Annotated in this window: 14 protein-coding genes; 4 read left to right on the forward strand and 10 right to left on the reverse strand. The window is 48.0% G+C overall.

Going from position 1 to position 17,404, the window contains the following annotated elements:
• Positions 1–9 precede the first annotated feature (9 nt).
• Together DI579_RS01520 and DI579_RS01525 are read right to left on the reverse strand one after the other, a co-directional pair.
• Positions 10–2,538 (reverse strand): RNA helicase, encoded by a 2,529-nt coding sequence (locus DI579_RS01520; protein WP_303678580.1) that lies wholly within the window; start codon positions 2,536–2,538, stop codon positions 10–12.
• Between the two features lie 3 nt (positions 2,539–2,541).
• On the reverse strand, positions 2,542–3,492 hold the full coding sequence (locus tag DI579_RS01525) for a PAC2 family protein (protein WP_290595344.1): 951 nt from the start codon (positions 3,490–3,492) through the stop codon (positions 2,542–2,544).
• A gap of 164 nt (positions 3,493–3,656) precedes the next feature.
• Between DI579_RS01525 and DI579_RS01530 the strand changes: the two genes are divergently transcribed.
• Both DI579_RS01530 and DI579_RS01535 read left to right on the forward strand, forming a co-directional pair.
• The gene (locus tag DI579_RS01530; RefSeq protein WP_290595343.1) at positions 3,657–4,550 is read left to right on the forward strand and encodes a hypothetical protein; all 894 of its coding nucleotides are present in this window, start codon (positions 3,657–3,659) and stop codon (positions 4,548–4,550) included.
• Between the two features lie 102 nt (positions 4,551–4,652).
• Positions 4,653–5,651, forward strand: coding sequence for a DUF4192 family protein (locus DI579_RS01535; RefSeq protein ID WP_303678581.1), 999 nt, complete (start codon positions 4,653–4,655; stop codon positions 5,649–5,651).
• 17 nt (positions 5,652–5,668) lie between these two features.
• Here the strand turns inward: DI579_RS01535 and galE are convergent, their stop codons facing one another.
• The 4 genes from galE to DI579_RS01555 form a co-directional block, all read right to left on the reverse strand.
• Complete coding sequence (gene galE, locus DI579_RS01540) at positions 5,669–6,658, reverse strand: UDP-glucose 4-epimerase GalE (protein ID WP_303678582.1); 990 nt, start codon at positions 6,656–6,658, stop codon at positions 5,669–5,671.
• A gap of 3 nt (positions 6,659–6,661) precedes the next feature.
• Complete coding sequence (locus DI579_RS01545) at positions 6,662–7,351, reverse strand: metal-dependent transcriptional regulator (RefSeq protein WP_290595340.1); 690 nt, start codon at positions 7,349–7,351, stop codon at positions 6,662–6,664.
• Positions 7,352–7,513: 162 nt separating this feature from the next.
• Positions 7,514–8,491, reverse strand: coding sequence for an RNA polymerase sigma factor SigB (sigB, locus tag DI579_RS01550; RefSeq protein ID WP_290595339.1), 978 nt, complete (start codon positions 8,489–8,491; stop codon positions 7,514–7,516).
• An 80-nt stretch (positions 8,492–8,571) separates the two neighbouring features.
• The gene (locus tag DI579_RS01555) at positions 8,572–10,125 is read right to left on the reverse strand and encodes a class I SAM-dependent methyltransferase (RefSeq protein ID WP_303678583.1); all 1,554 of its coding nucleotides are present in this window, start codon (positions 10,123–10,125) and stop codon (positions 8,572–8,574) included.
• A gap of 103 nt (positions 10,126–10,228) precedes the next feature.
• Between DI579_RS01555 and DI579_RS01560 the strand changes: the two genes are divergently transcribed.
• Complete coding sequence (locus DI579_RS01560; protein WP_290595337.1) at positions 10,229–10,471, forward strand: DUF3039 domain-containing protein; 243 nt, start codon at positions 10,229–10,231, stop codon at positions 10,469–10,471.
• An 81-nt stretch (positions 10,472–10,552) separates the two neighbouring features.
• Here the strand turns inward: DI579_RS01560 and DI579_RS01565 are convergent, their stop codons facing one another.
• Together DI579_RS01565 and ppgK are read right to left on the reverse strand one after the other, a co-directional pair.
• Positions 10,553–12,223, reverse strand: coding sequence for an RNA polymerase sigma factor (locus DI579_RS01565; protein WP_303678584.1), 1,671 nt, complete (start codon positions 12,221–12,223; stop codon positions 10,553–10,555).
• Positions 12,224–12,501: 278 nt separating this feature from the next.
• Entirely contained in the window at positions 12,502–13,275 is a 774-nt protein-coding gene (ppgK, locus tag DI579_RS01570; RefSeq protein ID WP_303678585.1) for a polyphosphate--glucose phosphotransferase, read from the reverse strand.
• Between the two features lie 238 nt (positions 13,276–13,513).
• Here ppgK and DI579_RS01575 point away from each other — a divergent pair, with 238 nt between their 5' ends.
• Positions 13,514–14,434 carry an inositol monophosphatase family protein gene (locus tag DI579_RS01575; protein ID WP_290595334.1) on the forward strand — a complete coding sequence of 307 codons (921 nt, stop codon included), beginning with the start codon at positions 13,514–13,516 and terminating at the stop codon, positions 14,432–14,434.
• 87 nt (positions 14,435–14,521) lie between these two features.
• Here the strand turns inward: DI579_RS01575 and DI579_RS01580 are convergent, their stop codons facing one another.
• A complete protein-coding gene (locus tag DI579_RS01580) occupies positions 14,522–16,180 on the reverse strand; it encodes an NAD(P)-binding protein (RefSeq protein WP_290595333.1) in 1,659 nt (552 codons plus the stop codon).
• 3 nt (positions 16,181–16,183) lie between these two features.
• On the reverse strand, positions 16,184–17,398 hold the full coding sequence (locus DI579_RS01585) for a thiamine pyrophosphate-dependent enzyme (RefSeq protein ID WP_290595332.1): 1,215 nt from the start codon (positions 17,396–17,398) through the stop codon (positions 16,184–16,186).
• Positions 17,399–17,404: the final 6 nt, after the last annotated feature.

The raw sequence follows: 17,404 nt of genomic DNA on the forward strand, positions 1-17,404 counted from the left end.
CTTTACCTTTTATTGCGTTAAATCCTTCACGGTCAGAGACTGAAAATAGACTTCTCCTCGTGTATTGGACTCGGCACCGTCAACAACAGCATCAATAACCCATGAATGGTCTCCCTGCGGATCGCAAATAGTTTGGCGAACATTCCAGGTAGAACCGTTATCCGAACTATCAATGGTGATAAAACGGGCACTCCTAGCATCTTGGTCGGTAAGAATATCGTCATACTCAGCCCAGTATGGTTCTGTCTCCTCATACCAATCTGGAAATTCCTCTGCGATTCTCTCATCAAGTTGTACAAGGGTTTTCGTATCGTCCAATGCGAGCAGAGATACATGACGAAACATCACAGTACGGATAAGTCGTTCAAAAAGATACCGATTATCGGTAAGGGCTGGCGGGGGAGTAGTGGCATCCCGCTCCTCTTCAGTAGGAACACGACCCGCTTGTAGGGCCTCCCACTCTGCTAAGAGAGAATTATCAACCTGTTCGATGAGTGAACGTAACCAGTCGAGAATGTCGCGTATTTCATCGGTGATCTTCTCTGCAGGAATAAGATGACGCAGTGTGTTATAGCAATCAGTGATGTAACGCAGGACAGTACCCTCTGCCCGAGAAATACCGTACGTTGCAATAACATCACCAAACGTCATCCCATTTTCAACCATTTCTCGGACGACAGACTTAGGGGATAATTCCCACTGACGCGCCCATGGGTGCTCTTCCCGATAACTATTAAGAGCAGCGGACAGTTCCTCAGCGAGTGGCTGTGGCCAGGTAATCTCATCTAACTCTGCCATCATTTCTTGATAGCTCACACCGTCGTCACGTAGTATCTGAGCCCGCTCATTTCGCAATTTCTTCTGCTGCGCATACAACAGTGGATAAGGATTCTCCACAATGGACTCCACAACCGAGAGAACCTGCAGTGGATAGTCAGGCGAATCTGTATCAAGAATTGTTAAATAGGCAAGTGCAAACGGGGCTAATGGCTGGTTAAGAGCTAACTCATGCAGTAAATCGCCACTAATATGCACCCAGCGATTATCCTCAAAAGGCTCAGCCTGACGTGTCACAACATCAGATTTTTCTAGTCCGCGAAACAGTTCAAACGCTTCCAATGCAAGAGCCCGCTGCTGTGCACGGGTTACAAAACTATTCGTAATGAGATGCTTGGTGTTCTCGAATAACGCACCCGGCCGCTCAATAAGGTTGAGGAGCATACTTGCCGTCATGTGCATACGGGGGACAAGTGTTTCCGACTCTGCTGTAGTGAGTTTCTCAAATGTTTTCTCATTCCAGCTGACAACGCCAGGCTCTTTCTTTTTCTTCTTCTGCTTTTGGCCCTTTCGGGTGGCACGTAACGCTTCAATCTCATCAAGCGGCGCCTGTACGATAACGAGACCTTCCGTATCAAACCCGGCGCGTCCTGCCCGTCCTGCAATTTGTTGAAACTCGCGCACTTTTACAATGCGCTGGCGGTGTCCATCAAATTTAGCTAAACCACTGAAAACTACGGTGTGGATAGGAACATTAATACCCACACCGAGGGTATCTGTACCGCAGATGACTGGCAGCAATCCAGCCTGTGCAAGACGTTCCACTAGTCTCCGATATTTAGGGAGCATACCGGCATGGTGTATCCCCACACCATGCAGTAAAAGGCTGCGTAGTGAGACACCAAAACTTGTGGAGAAACGGAATCCGCGTAATGCTTCTGCAATACGTGCGCGTTGTTCCTTAGTAATGAGTGCAGTTGATTTCAGCTGATTTGCGTAGTCGAGAGCTTCCCGCTGTGTGAAGAACACAATATAGAGTGAGCCCAATCCTTCTTCGAGGAGGGACAATACTGTCTCATTCAGAGGGGAGCGAGAGTACCGAAAAGTGAGGGGGACAGGGCGTTCCACTCCACCAACTTCAGTGACAACACGGCCCGTACGTTGCTGAAGCCCCTCTTTCCAGAGCTGAGTGTTGCCCAATGTAGCAGATAGTAAAACAAACTGTGTATGGGGGAGTTCGATGAGCGGTACCTGCCACGCCCATCCGCGATCTGGGTCAGCAACAAAATGGAATTCATCCATAATGACCAACCCCACAGGGCACTGATCCCCTTCGCGCAATGCTTTATTAGCAAGAATTTCTGCCGTGGCACAAATAATAGGTGCAGTGGGATTAACCGTTGCATCCCCCGTCATCATGCCTACATTAGATGCACCAAATATCTTGCACAAGGCAAAGAATTTCTCATTGACCAGTGCTTTTATTGGAGCAGTATAAAAACTTATCTGATTGTGGGTAAGTGCCCACCAATGCGCGAATGTGGCGACAAGACTCTTCCCGGAGCCTGTAGGAGTAGACAGGATAAGATGATCGCCAGCACTGATGGTGAGGAAAGCCTCGGATTGGGAAGGATATGGTGTAATTCCCGACTCTTCTAGATATCGCTCAAAACACTCAATGACAGACGTATCAAGAAGGGAATCAGGGCAGTCAGAGAGCTCGGAAAGATAATCAGCTAAGCAAGGAGTAGAGGAAGTCACAGACTATGCGTCGCCTTCCTCATGCGGTGGATCAGTTCGGGAATCCACTTGCGAGAGGAACTTTTCCAGTTCTGCACCAAGCTTGTCGGAATTTTTAATATCCTCCGCAAAGATTTTCAGATCTGCCTCCGCAGTCTTTTTACGTTCGTGTTCTTCTTTAAAAGAATCGTAGGTTTCTTCCATAGCGCGAACTACTGCAACAAGCTCAGGATTGTCATCGATTTGCTCATTAACATCGTTCATGAGCTTATCCGCGTCTTTTTCAAGTGCACCGATAGGAATAGATAAATGGCCGAAACTCTGTAGCACGTGAAGAAGCTGAACTGCGGCAGGTGAGTAGCGGGATTGCGCAAGATAATTAGGAACTTGAGACGTAAACCCGTCTATATGGAAATTCTCTTCTTGAAGAGAGTAATCGAGATAAGCATCAAAACTTGCGGGAAAACGCATAGAGCCTTCCCATTGGGAAATATCATCACTCTCATAGTGTTGAGAACCATGGTGGAAACAGGGCGCTTGACGAGTATGCGGAATACCCATTGCTGCAGAGCACAGTCCAATGATCTGTGTAACACCATAGGACGATAGAATACTGGACAGTTCGCGGGCTAATTGATCCCAGTACAAATCAGGCTCCGCACCTTCAAGAAGGAGGAATGGGTGGCCAGTATTGTCATACAGCATCCACAGTTGTAGGTCATGCGGATGGCAAGCTTCAAGCTTCCCATCACACATCAGTAATGCTGGACGTCTATTGGTGTATTCAATAATCGCATCCGCGGTAAACTGTGCAACGAGTTCTTTTTCTAGCGATCCTAGAAGATGTTGAGTGGTAATTAGTAATGCATCACCAGCATCAACGAATCCTGTTAAACCGTGTACGAAGGGCACGTTGTCAACACCATCGGGAAGTGTCGGACGTGGAAAGTGTAATTGATACAGAGAATCAGGCATGTCGTCACTCCTTTCTAGGCGGACAAATAGATTAGCGCTCTCTATTACGAGCATACTTGGTTAATGATCTGCTAGCTTTCTAATGTCAACATACGCTGGCTTAACGACAAATCCAATGGGCGCTACCTCCTGCAGAGATGAAACCTCTCGAGTAGATTGGGAATATGAAGATTCGATGCACACGGATAACCCGTGCTGTTCTCGCTCTTTCTATGGTGGCATCACTAGTTTTTATTCCAGGTTGCGGATCGCACCATACAAAGAGCGATAACTCTGCAGCACGTAGTACGACAACGGAGCGTCCTGACAAGCGCTCTGCCGGGCGTAATCACTCTTCGCATCGAGATAGTGTAGAACATTCTGATAGTTCTTCACCTGGTGATGACTACCCTTCACACCATGACGAATCCCATAGAGATTGGGTAGCGTTTCTCCAAGATCCCGCTAACTATCTTTTAGAGAAAGGTGACTTTCCTCAAGGCTATGTAGCCCGCACATTGAGCCTGACAGAAAGCGGTAAAGCTATCCAGGATGTGGGGCGGGCTGGAGTAAGTGTCGAGAATTTCCCAGAATCCTGTAATGGAGCTGCCGGACGTATTGGTACCGCTAACGATCGGATAGCTATACAAATGGCATCCAAGCAGAATCATTCACTCACACTAGTTGTTATTAATAGTTCTGATCCCAATGCTGCGGTGTCTACGTGGGCACAAAAAAATAATCAATGCCCCACGTTTTTGTCTCAAGAAAATGGAGTGACATCAACAGTCACTGTGGAGAACACGCATAGCCCAGAGGTTAGTGGTGCTCATAGTGTGGGCTACCTGGTAAAAACAAAAACGACTAATTTGCGGGGGACTACTACTCAAGAACAGCTTCTTTATGCTGTTCCGATGGGTGAAGTCGTCATAGAAGTTATGGGGATGAATTTTGGTGGACCCGTCAACCGTCGTGAGGTTGATGAAGTTTTACAGCAAGCTGTCGCAAGAAGTAGTGAGATCCATAAGCAGGCTACTGTAGCAACAGAGCATAAAAAGCATTCAGCATCAGTTCAGTAAGCAATATGTCTGTGTATTCACAATTTTGTCGTTGTGTGGACAAGTGATGGTTGTACGGGGATATCACCTATTAGTGTGACGCTTCTCTGACACAGTAGGTGCATGCATCGCACGATTTCTTCACCGGGGAGCCTAATTGCACAGCTCCCATATTTCTATGGATTCGATCTTCAAGACTCACTCATTATTATTACGACGACGTGTATTACTCACCTGGTGGGTCCACTTATTCGTATTGATATACCACACGAGAAATATATGGACGATTGTCGAGTGACGATCACGCGAGCCTTACGCCAGTTATCTGATCGCGAATATAGTGAGCTCATTATTGTGTTGGTTAGTTCTCATTGGGATTCAGATGGTGCACTATACGCTGATGAAATAGAGGAATTATGTGAGGATACAGCATATAAAACAGGATTTACCATTCGAGATTTCTACATGGCGAGAAGCTGTCATCCACAAGATCGCTGGGTATCTCTTTTTACAGGAGAGCAAGGAAAAGTTTCGCAGGAACCTTTAGCAAGAGATTCTCACATTCCTGCTGATGATTCTTTAAATGTCTTCACAACGGCAGAATATTTATTATCACGGGAAGATACGCGTCATTCTTTAGAAGAGCACATTAATGACACCTCTTTATTATCTGCGTGGGAAGTACGATCATCCCATGTAGCTTTTCTCCCTCTTCCTACCCACGATGAACTCTATACATATTTAGATTTCTCTCCTACGACGTCGGTTAAAGATAAGGCCGCAGTCTCTCTGCATCAATTTTTTCTTCGCACTATAGAGTCTTATCAGGGCGCAGATGGTCTTATCTCCCTACTTGTAGACGACAAAGCAGAGCGGTGGGTTGCCTGGATGTGGGTACTTTTACCCACATTAGACTTGTCTACACGACCTTATGTACTACTAACAGTTGCTTTATGGCACTATATGCACGGTGACGGATTCCGAACTCATACTCTTCTTGACCAGGCGGAATCGATAGACCCGACGTGCGCGAGTGTGATTACGCTACGACAGTTACTCAATCTCTGTGTAGAACCAGCCGCTATACGAACCGTTATTGATGAAATTGCAGGATCTCAATAGAAGACTGTGTCAATGAGTTAGCGATTTTTGTGTGCAGCGAAAGCGCGATCGCCTAGCCCTTGGGTGAAGTTCCACGCATCGCTAACAATCTCTTCAATATCAGTATGCTGCGGATTCCATCCAAGTTCTTGCTTAGCTTTATCCGACGAGGCTATTAACGTGGCAGGATCACCCATACGACGTTGCGCAATTTCGGCAGGAATAGGACGGCCGGTAACTTTACGACAAGCCTCTACTACTTCCTTAACGGAAAAACCTTCTCCAGAACCCAAATTAAAAATAGAATGCTTACCAGCAGGGGATTTTTCTAAAGCTAAAATGTGTGCATTAGCTAAATCAAGAACATGAATATAGTCGCGAACACACGTGCCATCCGCGGTAGGCCAGTCATCTCCGAAAATGTAGATTTTATCGCGATATCCCATGGCCACTTCCAAGACCAACGGGACAATATGGGTTTCTACTCTACGATTTTCGCCTGCACCATGGTAAGCACCAGCAACGTTAAAGTAGCGAAGTGACGTTGCTGTTAGACCATAGGCATTGCAGTATGAGGTGATGGCCATATCGATAGATAGCTTCGTCGCTCCGTAAGGGTTAGTAGGACGAGTAGGCATATCTTCTGTAATAGGCACAACGTCCGGTTCTCCATAAGTGGCAGCGGTTGAGGAGAACACTAAACGAGGAACACTGTTATCGCGGATCGCATCAAGTAGAGCCAGTGTAGTTACAACATTGCCCTGCCAGTACTGATCCGGTACTTCACACGATTCCCCAACAAGGGAACGAGCTGCGAAATGGAGGACGCCATCGTAGTGCTCTGCAGAAAGAACATCCTGCGCGATGTCTTTAACATCGCCCTCGATAAAACGTGTTCCTGCTGGAACGGCATCTCTGGTACCAGTGGATAAGTTATCGATAATAGTGACGTCGTGACCGCGTTCTACGAGAACAGTAGCTACGCAGCTACCAACGTATCCGGCTCCACCAGTAACCAGTAATTTCATTTACTACCTCTTTACAGGTTCAACGTAAAACGCGTGTGCCATATCGTTAGGAATGGTAATCCATTCTCCACCTAGCGAACGCAAGGAAATAATGCCACTATTTTCTTTCACACTAACACGTGCACCGGGACCAACCTCATTGGCGATAAGACTATCGACAAGGTCCTGGTCAGTTTGTGCAATTTCTCCTACCTGACGCAGCGTAACAATAGCGGGGTCGTCCCCAAGATCAATTTCAGTAAGACGAGGATAGATAGAGAGATCCTCGCTATCAGCCGAAATTTTATCTAGCCCAGGAATAGGATTGCCATAAGGAGATCGATGTGGATGGTCCAGTACATCCATGAGATGACGCTCTACATTCTCACTGATGACATGCTCCCAACGGCACGCTTCATCGTGAATCTCTGCAACATCCATGCCGATAACGTCAACAAGAAGACGTTCTGCAAGACGGTGCTTGCGCATTACTGCAACAGCAATTTCACGTCCTTTATCGGTGAGATGCAGCTCTCTGTTGGCTTCAACGGTGAGAAGTCCATCGCGCTCCATACGTGCTACTGTCTGACTGACAGTAGGACCTGACTGCTCAAGGCGTTCGGCGATACGAGCGCGGAGCGGAGTAATACCTTCCTCTTCGAGTTCAAGGATGGTCCGCAGATACATCTGAGTAGTATCAACAAGCTCTTTCATATGAGAGTTCTTCTCCTTAATGAGCAGACCGGATTAATAACACATTAGCCATATTTATCTTAGGACAAAAATACATAAAGACCCTGCCTAAAAGACTTTCATAAGAAGAGAATCTAGACAGGATCTCTGCGATTTCGCTAGCAGCTAGCGCAAAATTGAGGGTTAACTGGCGTAAGCACGAAGGTGATCAATATCTTCGCTTTCACGAAGACGCTCGAGCACCGTTCGTTCAATCTGGCGTACACGCTCACGCGATAGCCCAAATTTCTTGCCAATATAGTCGAGCGTGTGAGTTTCGCCATCTGCGAGACCATAACGCCACCGTATGACGTTGCGCTCACGTTCGCTAAGACCCTCTAAAACGGCGTGGACATCATCAGCCATGAAGCGAGTCATCGTGTATTCGACAGCATCTAATGCATCGTCATCCTCGATGAAAGACCCCAAAGGAGAGTCATCGTCAGAACCCACTTTGGTATCGAGGCTAATAGGATCGCGTGCTTTATCGACTAAATCAAGAATTTTTTCAACTGGAATACCAGACTCTTCCGAAATTTCTTCCCACGTAGCTGGGCGACCTAGCTGCTGGTTAAGTTCTCGCTTAATGCGCGATATCTTATTGAACTGTTCTACAAGGTGAACAGGAAGACGGACAGTACGGGTCTGTTCCGCCATGCCTCGCGTGATGGCTTGACGAATCCACCAGGTGGCATACGTGGAGAACTTAAATCCCTTGGCATAGTCAAACTTATCTACAGCACGAATAAGGCCAAGATTTCCTTCTTGAATGAGATCAAGTAGTGGCATGCCGCGTCCGGTATAACGTTTTGCCAGCGATACAACAAGGCGAAGATTCGCTTCAAGAAGTTGTTGACGAGCTAGTTCACCATCGCGGGCAAGCATACGAAGCTGAGCACGACGAGTAGCTCCATATCGTGGATGTTCCTTGAGTAGGTGATCCGCATAAATCCCTGCTTCAATACGTTTGGCTAGCTCTACCTCTTCTGCAGCAGTCAGCAATGGCCGTTTACCGATTTCATTAAGATAGACACGAACAAGATCCGCTGTTTGTGAAGGGCGGTCGAGATCTTGTCCTTGTGTTCTATCAACGATTGCGGTTGCTGCGGTGCCTGAGGTCATGAGGATCCTCCTCATCATGATGTCGATTCACTCAGTTCAACGCATAACCGGCCAAAAGAGTTCCCAAATTGGGAAATTAATTACAGCGTAATGATTCCGTGCAGGTAGAGAGTATAGAGAGCCTGACAAATAGCTGAACGAAAAACAGTCCAGTCCTCATTCTGAACAGTGCACAACAGTTGTGCCGTTTCTCCGGCTGAAAGTCCTTCTCGGGAAAGACCATTAAGAAACGCACGAAGAGACTCATCAATCGTATGACGGAAGCTGGGCATGTCAGCACGAGACACGACAAGGCTGCTCGTTGTCGTACCTTGTCCCTGCAGTGATGGGGTTGCAGTCTCTATAAAGACAGTTTGCGGGGATAAAGCGAAATGTTGTGATAAGAGGTTCTCGTCATCCCATCGCTGAAGATTATCCCATCTTTCCCAGCGGGCAAGACATTCTGCAGCAAGAGCATCTCCAGAAGGAGTAGTGAGTTCCTCAATCATAAGACTTGACGGTTTCGTCGTTTTACGAAGGAAAATGATGCCGAAGCCCACACCTTCTACATTGTTATCACTGAAGTGAGTAAGCCAATCGGCAGCATAGTTGTGCCACTGTGGATCTGCAGGGTCTCTACCGGAGTCTTTCATCCATGTAGAGACGTAGAGAGCCGGATCTACACAGTCTCGTTCGACAATCCATGCATCGACACCATGAGGGGCTATCCAGCTCGACAAGCGAGCGCGGTAATCTTCATCAGAACAATGTACCCATGCTCCTAATATGGTGGCGTGTCCTCCCTCTTTAAGGTGAAGTGGAGCATTCTCAATCATTAGTTGGGTAGCCCCATCAAGATCTAAACTTGAATCTCTATAGGAGTGGGTTATGTGTTGTGAGGCAACGACAAATGGAGGATTTGCGACAATGGCATCGAATTGTTGATCATGTACTGGCTCAAACCATGATCCCTGTCGGATATCTACCATTGTCTGTGCAGTAGCAGAAGAATCATCGCGGGATGCTACGGGAATCTGGTTTATAGCCAACGTAGCCTTTGCTAATTCACAACACCGTGGTGAAAGATCCGTTGCCACAATGTCATTAGCGTAATGTGCTGCGTGAAGAGTCTGAATTCCACAGCCTGTTCCTATATCTAGAAGAGAATTAACTGGCTCAATAGGAGTTGACCGCAATAGCGACAGGGATGCTTCTCCTACTCCTAAAACATGGTCGTCATGGGTTTTTGCAGGGAAAAGAGCCCCATCGAGATCTGAAAACACCCACTGTACTCCAAAACCTGTATCTATAGGACGAACATCAAGTGCCACTTGATAATTCATGCCGTCACTAGATGTAAAAAGAGCACAATTCAGAAAACTTGCGAGGGTGTCATCATCTTGTATGCGGAAGAGAGCACCAATATCCTGAGCACTCATCGAATCGCCTAAAAGGAGTAGGCGTACAAGCTGTGCCAAGTCGTGCGTGTCATTATCTCTACTATGGTCAGTAGCAAGCCATACCGGTACCGGTTCATGACGGAAAAGTGCGCTAAAAGCTACATCGCCCAGTAAATCGTGCAGTCCATCAATTGTGTAGTTAAGACGAATAAAAGTCTGCCGGAGAGTATCAATAACAGTATGAGGAATAGTCACGTCACTTATTCTGACATAGTTCGAACTAACCAGGTGCCAACCTTACAGACATAAACAGTGGAAAGAGTGGATGGATAACATAAATTGGAGGACAATGTAGCCTGTGAGTACAGCGAATGATGTTTTAGAACGTCCTGATGTTGACGTTGAAGAAAAAACTACCGATGAAGCTCCTAAATATTTTCACTATGTCAAGAAAGACAAGATAGTGGAAAGTGCCGTTACGGGAAGCTACGTAGTTGCCTTGTGCGGTGAAGTCTTCCCGGTGACACAAACACCCAAGCCGGGATCACCCGTCTGCCCAGAATGCCAGCGAATCTACGATACGTTGCAAAAATCTCGATAATTGTACTTATGGTGTGAGAATCTAGAAAGCGGGAGGCTAGCGTTATTGCTAGCCTCCCGCTTTTATTTTCTGATGTTGTTTCTAGTCCAGATAATCGCGCAAAACTTGGGATCGTGAGGGGTGACGGAGCTTAGACATAGTCTTGGACTCAATCTGGCGAATACGCTCGCGAGTAACTCCATAAACTTGACCAATCTCATCAAGAGTACGAGGTTGGCCATCAGTAAGACCAAAACGAAGCCGTACAACACCCGCTTCGCGCTCAGACAGGGTATCTAAAACATCCTGTAGTTGGTCCTGCAGCAAGGTGAAAGACACAGCGTCAACAGCAACAACCGCCTCAGAGTCCTCGATGAAATCACCGAGTTGGGAATCGCCTTCATCGCCAATAGTTTGGTCAAGAGAGATAGGCTCACGCGCGTATTGTTGTATTTCCAATACTTTTTCAGGAGTAATATCCATCTCTTTAGCAAGTTCTTCTGGAGTAGGTTCCCTACCTAGATCCTGTAGAAGTTCTCGCTGAATACGACCGAGCTTATTAATAACCTCAACCATGTGCACAGGAATACGGATAGTACGCGCCTGATCTGCCATAGCACGGGTAATGGCTTGGCGAATCCACCAGGTGGCATATGTGGAGAATTTATAGCCCTTGGCATAGTCGAATTTTTCAACAGCGCGGATAAGACCGAGGTTGCCTTCTTGGATAAGGTCAAGGAAGGCCATGCCGCGGCCAGTGTAGCGCTTAGCTAATGACACAACGAGACGAAGGTTGGCCTCCAAAAGATGATTCTTCGCTTTGTCTCCATCTCGAATGACGAGTTTAAGATCGCGGCGTTGTGAGGGTAGAACTTTCTCTTCTCCGGCTTCCAGCTCTTTCAAAAAGTGCTCAGCATAAAGGCCGGCCTCGATACGCTTAGCGAGATCTACCTCTTCTTCCGCATTGAGCAGTGCTACCTTGCCGATTTGTTTAAGATAGGCGCGCACTGAATCCGCAGATGCAGTAAGCTCAGCATCTTTGCGAGCTTGTTTGAGGGCGGCAGATTCCTCTTCATCCCATACAAAGTCCTTCGAAGTGACTTTCTTCTTCTTTTTGGGAAGGGCTCTGCCCGTGGATGTCTTAGAGAGAACACGAGAAGCAGGGGAGTTGTCAATGACAGGAGTTTCTTCCTCCTCGTCATCGTCTTCTTCGCCCTCAATAACAACGTCGTTTATGTCGTCATCATCATCGTCTTCGTCTTCATCGTCATCGAGGGGTGTGACATCGTCGTCTAATCCAAGGTCGTCATCTGTAAGAGCGGCGCTGTCAAGATCATCGTCTAAATCCTCGTCGAGATCGTTGTCGAGACCCTCGTCAAGGTCAAGATTGTCATTCTCAAGTGCGTCTTCAGCAGTTTCCTCATTATTGAGGACGATGTTTTCTTCTTTATCAGTTTTCTCGGTACGTTTCTTAGTACCTTTTTTAGTGCCACGTGTAGAAACAGTTTTTGTATTTGTACGCTTACGTTTCGTCTTTTTAGCAGCTGTTTCGCTTTTCGCCTTTTTTGTTGTTTTTGCTGTACTTGACGCGCTGCGTCCAGTGCTCTTTTTTTGAGAAGCAGCTTGAGATGTTGCAGTACCAGTCGTTGCAGAATCTACATTCTTTGTTGATGCAGAAGAAGTTGGACGACGCCGCGCAGTAGTGCGACGGGTCGTTTTCTTTTTCTCTGAAGTAGTGGAGGCGGAGGTAGATTCGCTCTTAGAGGCTGCCACAAAAAACCTTTCAAGACTAGGCGAATATGACGTCAATTATTGCTTCCGCGCAATAAATACAATAAATATTCAGTGTAAATATAGGGTAAGTACACTGTAAGTACACGGGCGCGGAAAGCACACACAGCCATTGTACCGACTAGCTCATGATATTGCCGAAACACTGTTATAAGACGCGTGTCACAATGCGGTAAAACGACATGCGCAATGTGGCGATTATCAGCTAGATCTGAGATAAGACGCAGCGGTGTTGTCCGAGAAGTTATAACCGAGTAAATCTAGGGGCGAATACCGTTGGCAGCAGCATAGGCGGCACCTACAATTCCAGCTTGATTACGCAGTTCAGTAGGTACTATTGGAGTGCGAATATCAAGGTCGGGCATCCACTTTTCGTAACGGCGAGAAATGCCACCACCAGCAATAATAAGTTCCGGCCAAAAGAATTTTTCCATTCCACGAAGCATAGTGCTTACCCGTGCTGCCCACTCGGACCAGGAAAGATCCTCACGTTTTCGTACTGCTGCGGACGCATAAGCTTCAGCATCCATACCGTCCAGTTCAAAATGACCGAATTCAGTATTTGGCACGAGAATGCCATTGTAGAGAACTGCTGAACCGATTCCGGTACCAAACGTTAAAAGTACTATTAATCCTTCAACATCTTTTGCGGCACCAAAGTGTAGTTCGGCAATACCCGCTGCATCAGCATCATTGACAACCGTGATTTCCTGGCCTGGAAGATGATGCGTAAAGAGGTCTGGTACATTCGTGCCGATCCACGACTTGTCAATATTGGCAGCAGTTTTAGCAGTTTGCTGCTGAATAACGGAAGGTAGAGTGATTCCCACCGGTCCGTCCCATTCGAAGCGGTGAGTAATTTCAGCAATAACGTCGGCTACTGCATCGGGGGTAGCAGGCTTGGGAGTAGCAATTCTTATGCGTTCACCGATGAACTGCCCAGTATTGAGATCGACGAGTGCGCCTTTGATACCGCTGCCGCCAACGTCAATGCCGAATCCACGAAGTTGTGACTGGAGACCGTTTTCCGTCATGGTGTTCCTTTGCACTGGAGAAGCCTGTGAGGTCATGGTGCTCTACCAATATCTTAGTCAACATAACCTGGCAAAGATCACGCTAGAAGATACTGAATCGCTCCAGATATGATTATGGAGGGTAAAACGAGTTCTGCCAACTCTGTTGCCAGACGTAGCATAGTAAGTGACAGATCAGAGCTTCTCTGATCTTATTGCTGGCATCGTAAATAAGTGATTTTCAGAAAGACGTATCGATATGGCTGATCCTACTACCTCTTCATCTCTAATTACTCCCGCTGAACTGCGCGACTTAGCTGTTAAGATGGCGGCAAACTCCGCCCAGCTCGTTGCCCGCCGACGCGCAGAATTGCTGTCTGGAAACACTGCCAGCACGGCAACTGCACTTGGACAGCAACTTAAGACAACGGAATGCGATCCTGTCACTGTCGTTGATAAAGAAAATGAGAAAGCTCTGCGTGATTTCCTCACCAGTACTCGTCCACACGATTCAATTTTGGGAGAAGAAGGTGGGGGAGAAGTCATGACAGGTGACGAGAACGCCGTCACCTGGATTCTCGATCCCATCGATGGAACCGTCAATTTCCTCTACAATATTCCCGCATATTCAGTATCAATTGCTGCCGCTATGAACGGTAAAGTTGTCGCTGGTGCCGTCGCCAATATCGTGGGTAATGAAATCTTCTCTGCACACCGCGGAGGAGGAGCAAGCGCAATCAGTGTAGAAGACGCTCTTGCTGATCCTCAGAATGCGCGTACTGCTCCGCGTCTCAGCTGCAATGAGCCCGCCAATTTGGGGGTAACACTACTGGGTACGGGATTCTCCTACACTGCTTCAAAGCGAGCTCTTCAGGGCGCGCTCTTCTCCAAAGTGATTTCGCATGTCCGTGATATCCGTCGATTGGGTTCGGCAGCGTTGGACCTATGCTTTGTTGCAGCAGGTCGTTTAGATGCCTACTACGAGCACGGTCTACATCCATGGGATCGTGCTGCAGGTGGAATTATTGCACAGGAAGCAGGTGCCGTCACCGCTATTCCAGATCCTGCAGAGATTGGTCATAAAGGTACTCTCAACTACGCAGTAGCGCCTTCTGTAGCGAAAGAATTTCTCGCCATGATGGAAGAAGCAGGTGGTCTGCAGCCCATGCCGCTGCCTTAACACTCCCAGTTGGTGAAAATAATGGCAGGGTTCCCATCTCCTTGAGGCTAGGAACCCTGCCATTATCTTTTAGTTCAGCAAATAAAGTTAGGACTGCTCCGGCACTAAATCGATAGCACCACAGGGGCATTCTTCAACGCATATACCGCAGCCCTTGCAGTAGTCGTACTTAAATTCGTATTCGCCCGGTTTGATCTTGGTAATTGCGTTGTCGGGGCAAACACCAAAGCAGTTATCGCATCCGAAGCAGTTACCGCAGGACATGCAGCGACGTGCCTCAAATAGTGCAGAGCCTTCATCTAAACCAAGGACAACCTCATCAAAAGTAGAAGCACGACGAGCACCCTCTAGCTTCTCTCGAACCTGTACGGGGGCATCCGCGTAGTACCACGTGGAAAGGCGATCAAAAGTAGCATCTGCGTGCTTCGGAGCCGGGTGGTACTCGGTATCACGGAGGAAAGCATCAATATAACGAGCAGCTTTCTTTCCATGTCCAATAGCGACGGTTACTGTGCGCTCAGACGGAACCATATCGCCACCAGCAAATATACCGCGGTGGCCGGTCATCATTTGGTTATTCACCTGCACAACGCCATTACTAATTTCAATCTCATCATCATTTTCTACAAGCGACAGGTCGGCATCCTGCCCCAGTGCCATGATGAGAGAATCGCCCTGTAAGGTTTCATACTCGCCAGTTGGTTGAGGGAAACCATTTTCGTCGAGTTCCATTTTCTCGATCTGGATTTCGCCCTGGTCAACATGCTTGACGGTGGAGAGCCAACGCATGAGTACGCCTTCTTCTTCGGCTTCTTTTACCTCAGAATCATGGGCGGGCATTTGGTCTCGTGTACGACGGTAAAGAATGACGGATTCAGATGCGCCGAGACGGCGAGCTGTACGGGCGACGTCAACAGCGGTATTGCCACCACCATAGACATAAACGCGACGGCCAAGCAATGGCTTATCTTCAGCGTCTTCATCTGTTACGCCGCGGAGGACGGATACAGCATCGACCATATTGGCAGCAGAACCTGCTGGGATATTGACGTTTTTACCAATCTGGGCACCAACAGCAAGAAATATTGCGTCGAAATTCTCAATTTCCTTATCGACATTCTCAACTTTGGTATTGAGCTCAATGGTGACACCCATATTTTCGATGCGTTCGATTTCCGAGCGGAGAATGCCGCGGGGGAGACGGTAAGCCGGAATGCCAAATCGCATCATACCGCCAGCCTCTGGGCCTGCATCACGAATGGTGACGGTGTGTCCGGCACGACGCAAGTGATAGGCAGCGGAAAGTCCGGAGGGGCCAGCTCCGACAATGAGAACTTTTTTCCCAGTCTCTTCCTGTAGGAGGGGAACGGTCCAGCCTTCTGCGATGGCCTTATCTCCAAGGAAGCGTTCGATGGCATTAATACCTACGGCTTCATCAACCTGGCCGCGGTTGCATGCTGTTTCACATGGGTGGTAGCACACGCGTCCCATCGTTGCTGGCAAGGGATTATTAACCATAATCTCCCGCCAAGCAGCTTCGTAATCTCCCTCCTCGGCATGGTAAAGCCATTCTTGAATATTTTCACCAGCAGGACAGGCCTTGTTACAAGGAGGCAAGTTATGAACATAGACAGGGCGTTCGGTACGCCATGAGCCCGTTTCGTTTGCAAGAGAAGAACCAACTTCCAATGTGATAGCAAACGGTTCAGAGGTGTGGGCAGCACCTTTAGATTCCGGGACAGTCATGTCCTACTTCTCCTTATGTTCGCTTTTAGCATCAAGAATGTGTTGCTTATGCTTTTTCGCTTCTTTATCAGCTTGAGTCGTTTTAGCAGCGTCACGAACAGCCCTGGCAAAACGACCCTCGGGGTCATCTCCTGCTGACATCACGCGTTTAAGGACGTCATCGTCAAGACCTTCCTCATCGATCAGCCCATAGCGGCGAATATTGCGGTCAGCCATAGCCTGCAGACGAGTCAGTGTCTCCGTGTCTTTATTTTTGAAGATATGCGCAAATCGACGTTGCGGTCGTAAGTATTCTTCGACCGGCACTGGGCGACGAATTTTCATGACTGACGTTATTTCGCCAGCTTCTGCCTCATAGACCGGGAACAGGCCAGTCTGTGTAGCAAGACGGGCAAGTTTAACAGTATCGCGGGAGATTGATCCCCAACCGAGCGGGCACGGCACCAAGATATGGATATAGCGAGCTCCGTGATACTGCATAGCCTTTGTGACTTTATATTCAAGGTCACGCAGGTCAGCTACAGTTGCTGTAGCTACGTAGGGAATTTCATGAGCCATGGCAATGCGCGCCATATCTTTACCCTTACCAAACTCATTACCGGGGTGTGAACCAACTGGCTGAGTAGTAGCAGTACGTGCGGTAGGGGGTGTAGAGCCGGAGCGCTGCACACCAGTGTTCATATAGGCCTGGTTGTCGTAGCAGAGGTAGAGGACATCGTCGTTACGCTCAAACATGCCTGACAGGCAACCCATACCAATATCGACAGTGCCGCCGTCACCACCTTGTGCAATAACGCGGATATCGTCCTTGTGCTGGGCGCGCAGACCAGCAGCAGCACCTGCTGCAACTGCCGGGGCATTGCCAAATAGCGAGTGGAGCCATGGCAATGTCCAAGATGTCTCTGGGTACGGAGTAGAGAATACTTCCAGACAGCCTGTGGCATTGACGGCAATTAGCTGGCCATCTGTGACAGACATGGCTGTATCCAGCGCATAGCGGGCACCGAGGGCCTCACCGCAGCCTTGGCATGCTCTGTGACCAGATGTTAGAGAGTTGTAACGGTCGGGATCAGACTGCACAGAACGAAGTTGTTCTTCAGCAAGACGGTTACCAACTGCGTAGGAACCAACCTGGTAGAACTTAACTTTTTCACGAGCTGGAATGGAGGTCTCGCGAGTTGACGGCATGCTGGGGAGGGGAAGACTTACTTCACTCATTGTATT

This window comes from Lawsonella clevelandensis (assembly GCF_003241315.1).
In the GTDB taxonomy this organism is placed as follows: domain Bacteria; phylum Actinomycetota; class Actinomycetes; order Mycobacteriales; family Mycobacteriaceae; genus Lawsonella; species Lawsonella clevelandensis_A.

What these genes read in the sequence shown, in the direction of transcription:
- DI579_RS01530 (WP_290595343.1), top strand. Translation starts at nt 3,657, where the DNA reads ATGAAGATTCGATGCACACGGATAACCCGTGCTGTTCTCGCTCTTTCT.
- DI579_RS01535 (WP_303678581.1), top strand. Translation starts at nt 4,653, where the DNA reads ATGCATCGCACGATTTCTTCACCGGGGAGCCTAATTGCACAGCTCCCA.
- ppgK (WP_303678585.1), bottom strand. Translation starts at nt 13,275, where the DNA reads ATGACGGAAAACGGTCTCCAGTCACAACTTCGTGGATTCGGCATTGAC.
- DI579_RS01585 (WP_290595332.1), bottom strand. Translation starts at nt 17,398, where the DNA reads ATGAGTGAAGTAAGTCTTCCCCTCCCCAGCATGCCGTCAACTCGCGAG.
- DI579_RS01545 (WP_290595340.1), bottom strand. Translation starts at nt 7,351, where the DNA reads ATGAAAGAGCTTGTTGATACTACTCAGATGTATCTGCGGACCATCCTT.
- sigB (WP_290595339.1), bottom strand. Translation starts at nt 8,491, where the DNA reads ATGACCTCAGGCACCGCAGCAACCGCAATCGTTGATAGAACACAAGGA.
- DI579_RS01525 (WP_290595344.1), bottom strand. Translation starts at nt 3,492, where the DNA reads ATGCCTGATTCTCTGTATCAATTACACTTTCCACGTCCGACACTTCCC.
- DI579_RS01580 (WP_290595333.1), bottom strand. Translation starts at nt 16,180, where the DNA reads ATGACTGTCCCGGAATCTAAAGGTGCTGCCCACACCTCTGAACCGTTT.
- galE (WP_303678582.1), bottom strand. Translation starts at nt 6,658, where the DNA reads ATGAAATTACTGGTTACTGGTGGAGCCGGATACGTTGGTAGCTGCGTA.
- DI579_RS01575 (WP_290595334.1), top strand. Translation starts at nt 13,514, where the DNA reads ATGGCTGATCCTACTACCTCTTCATCTCTAATTACTCCCGCTGAACTG.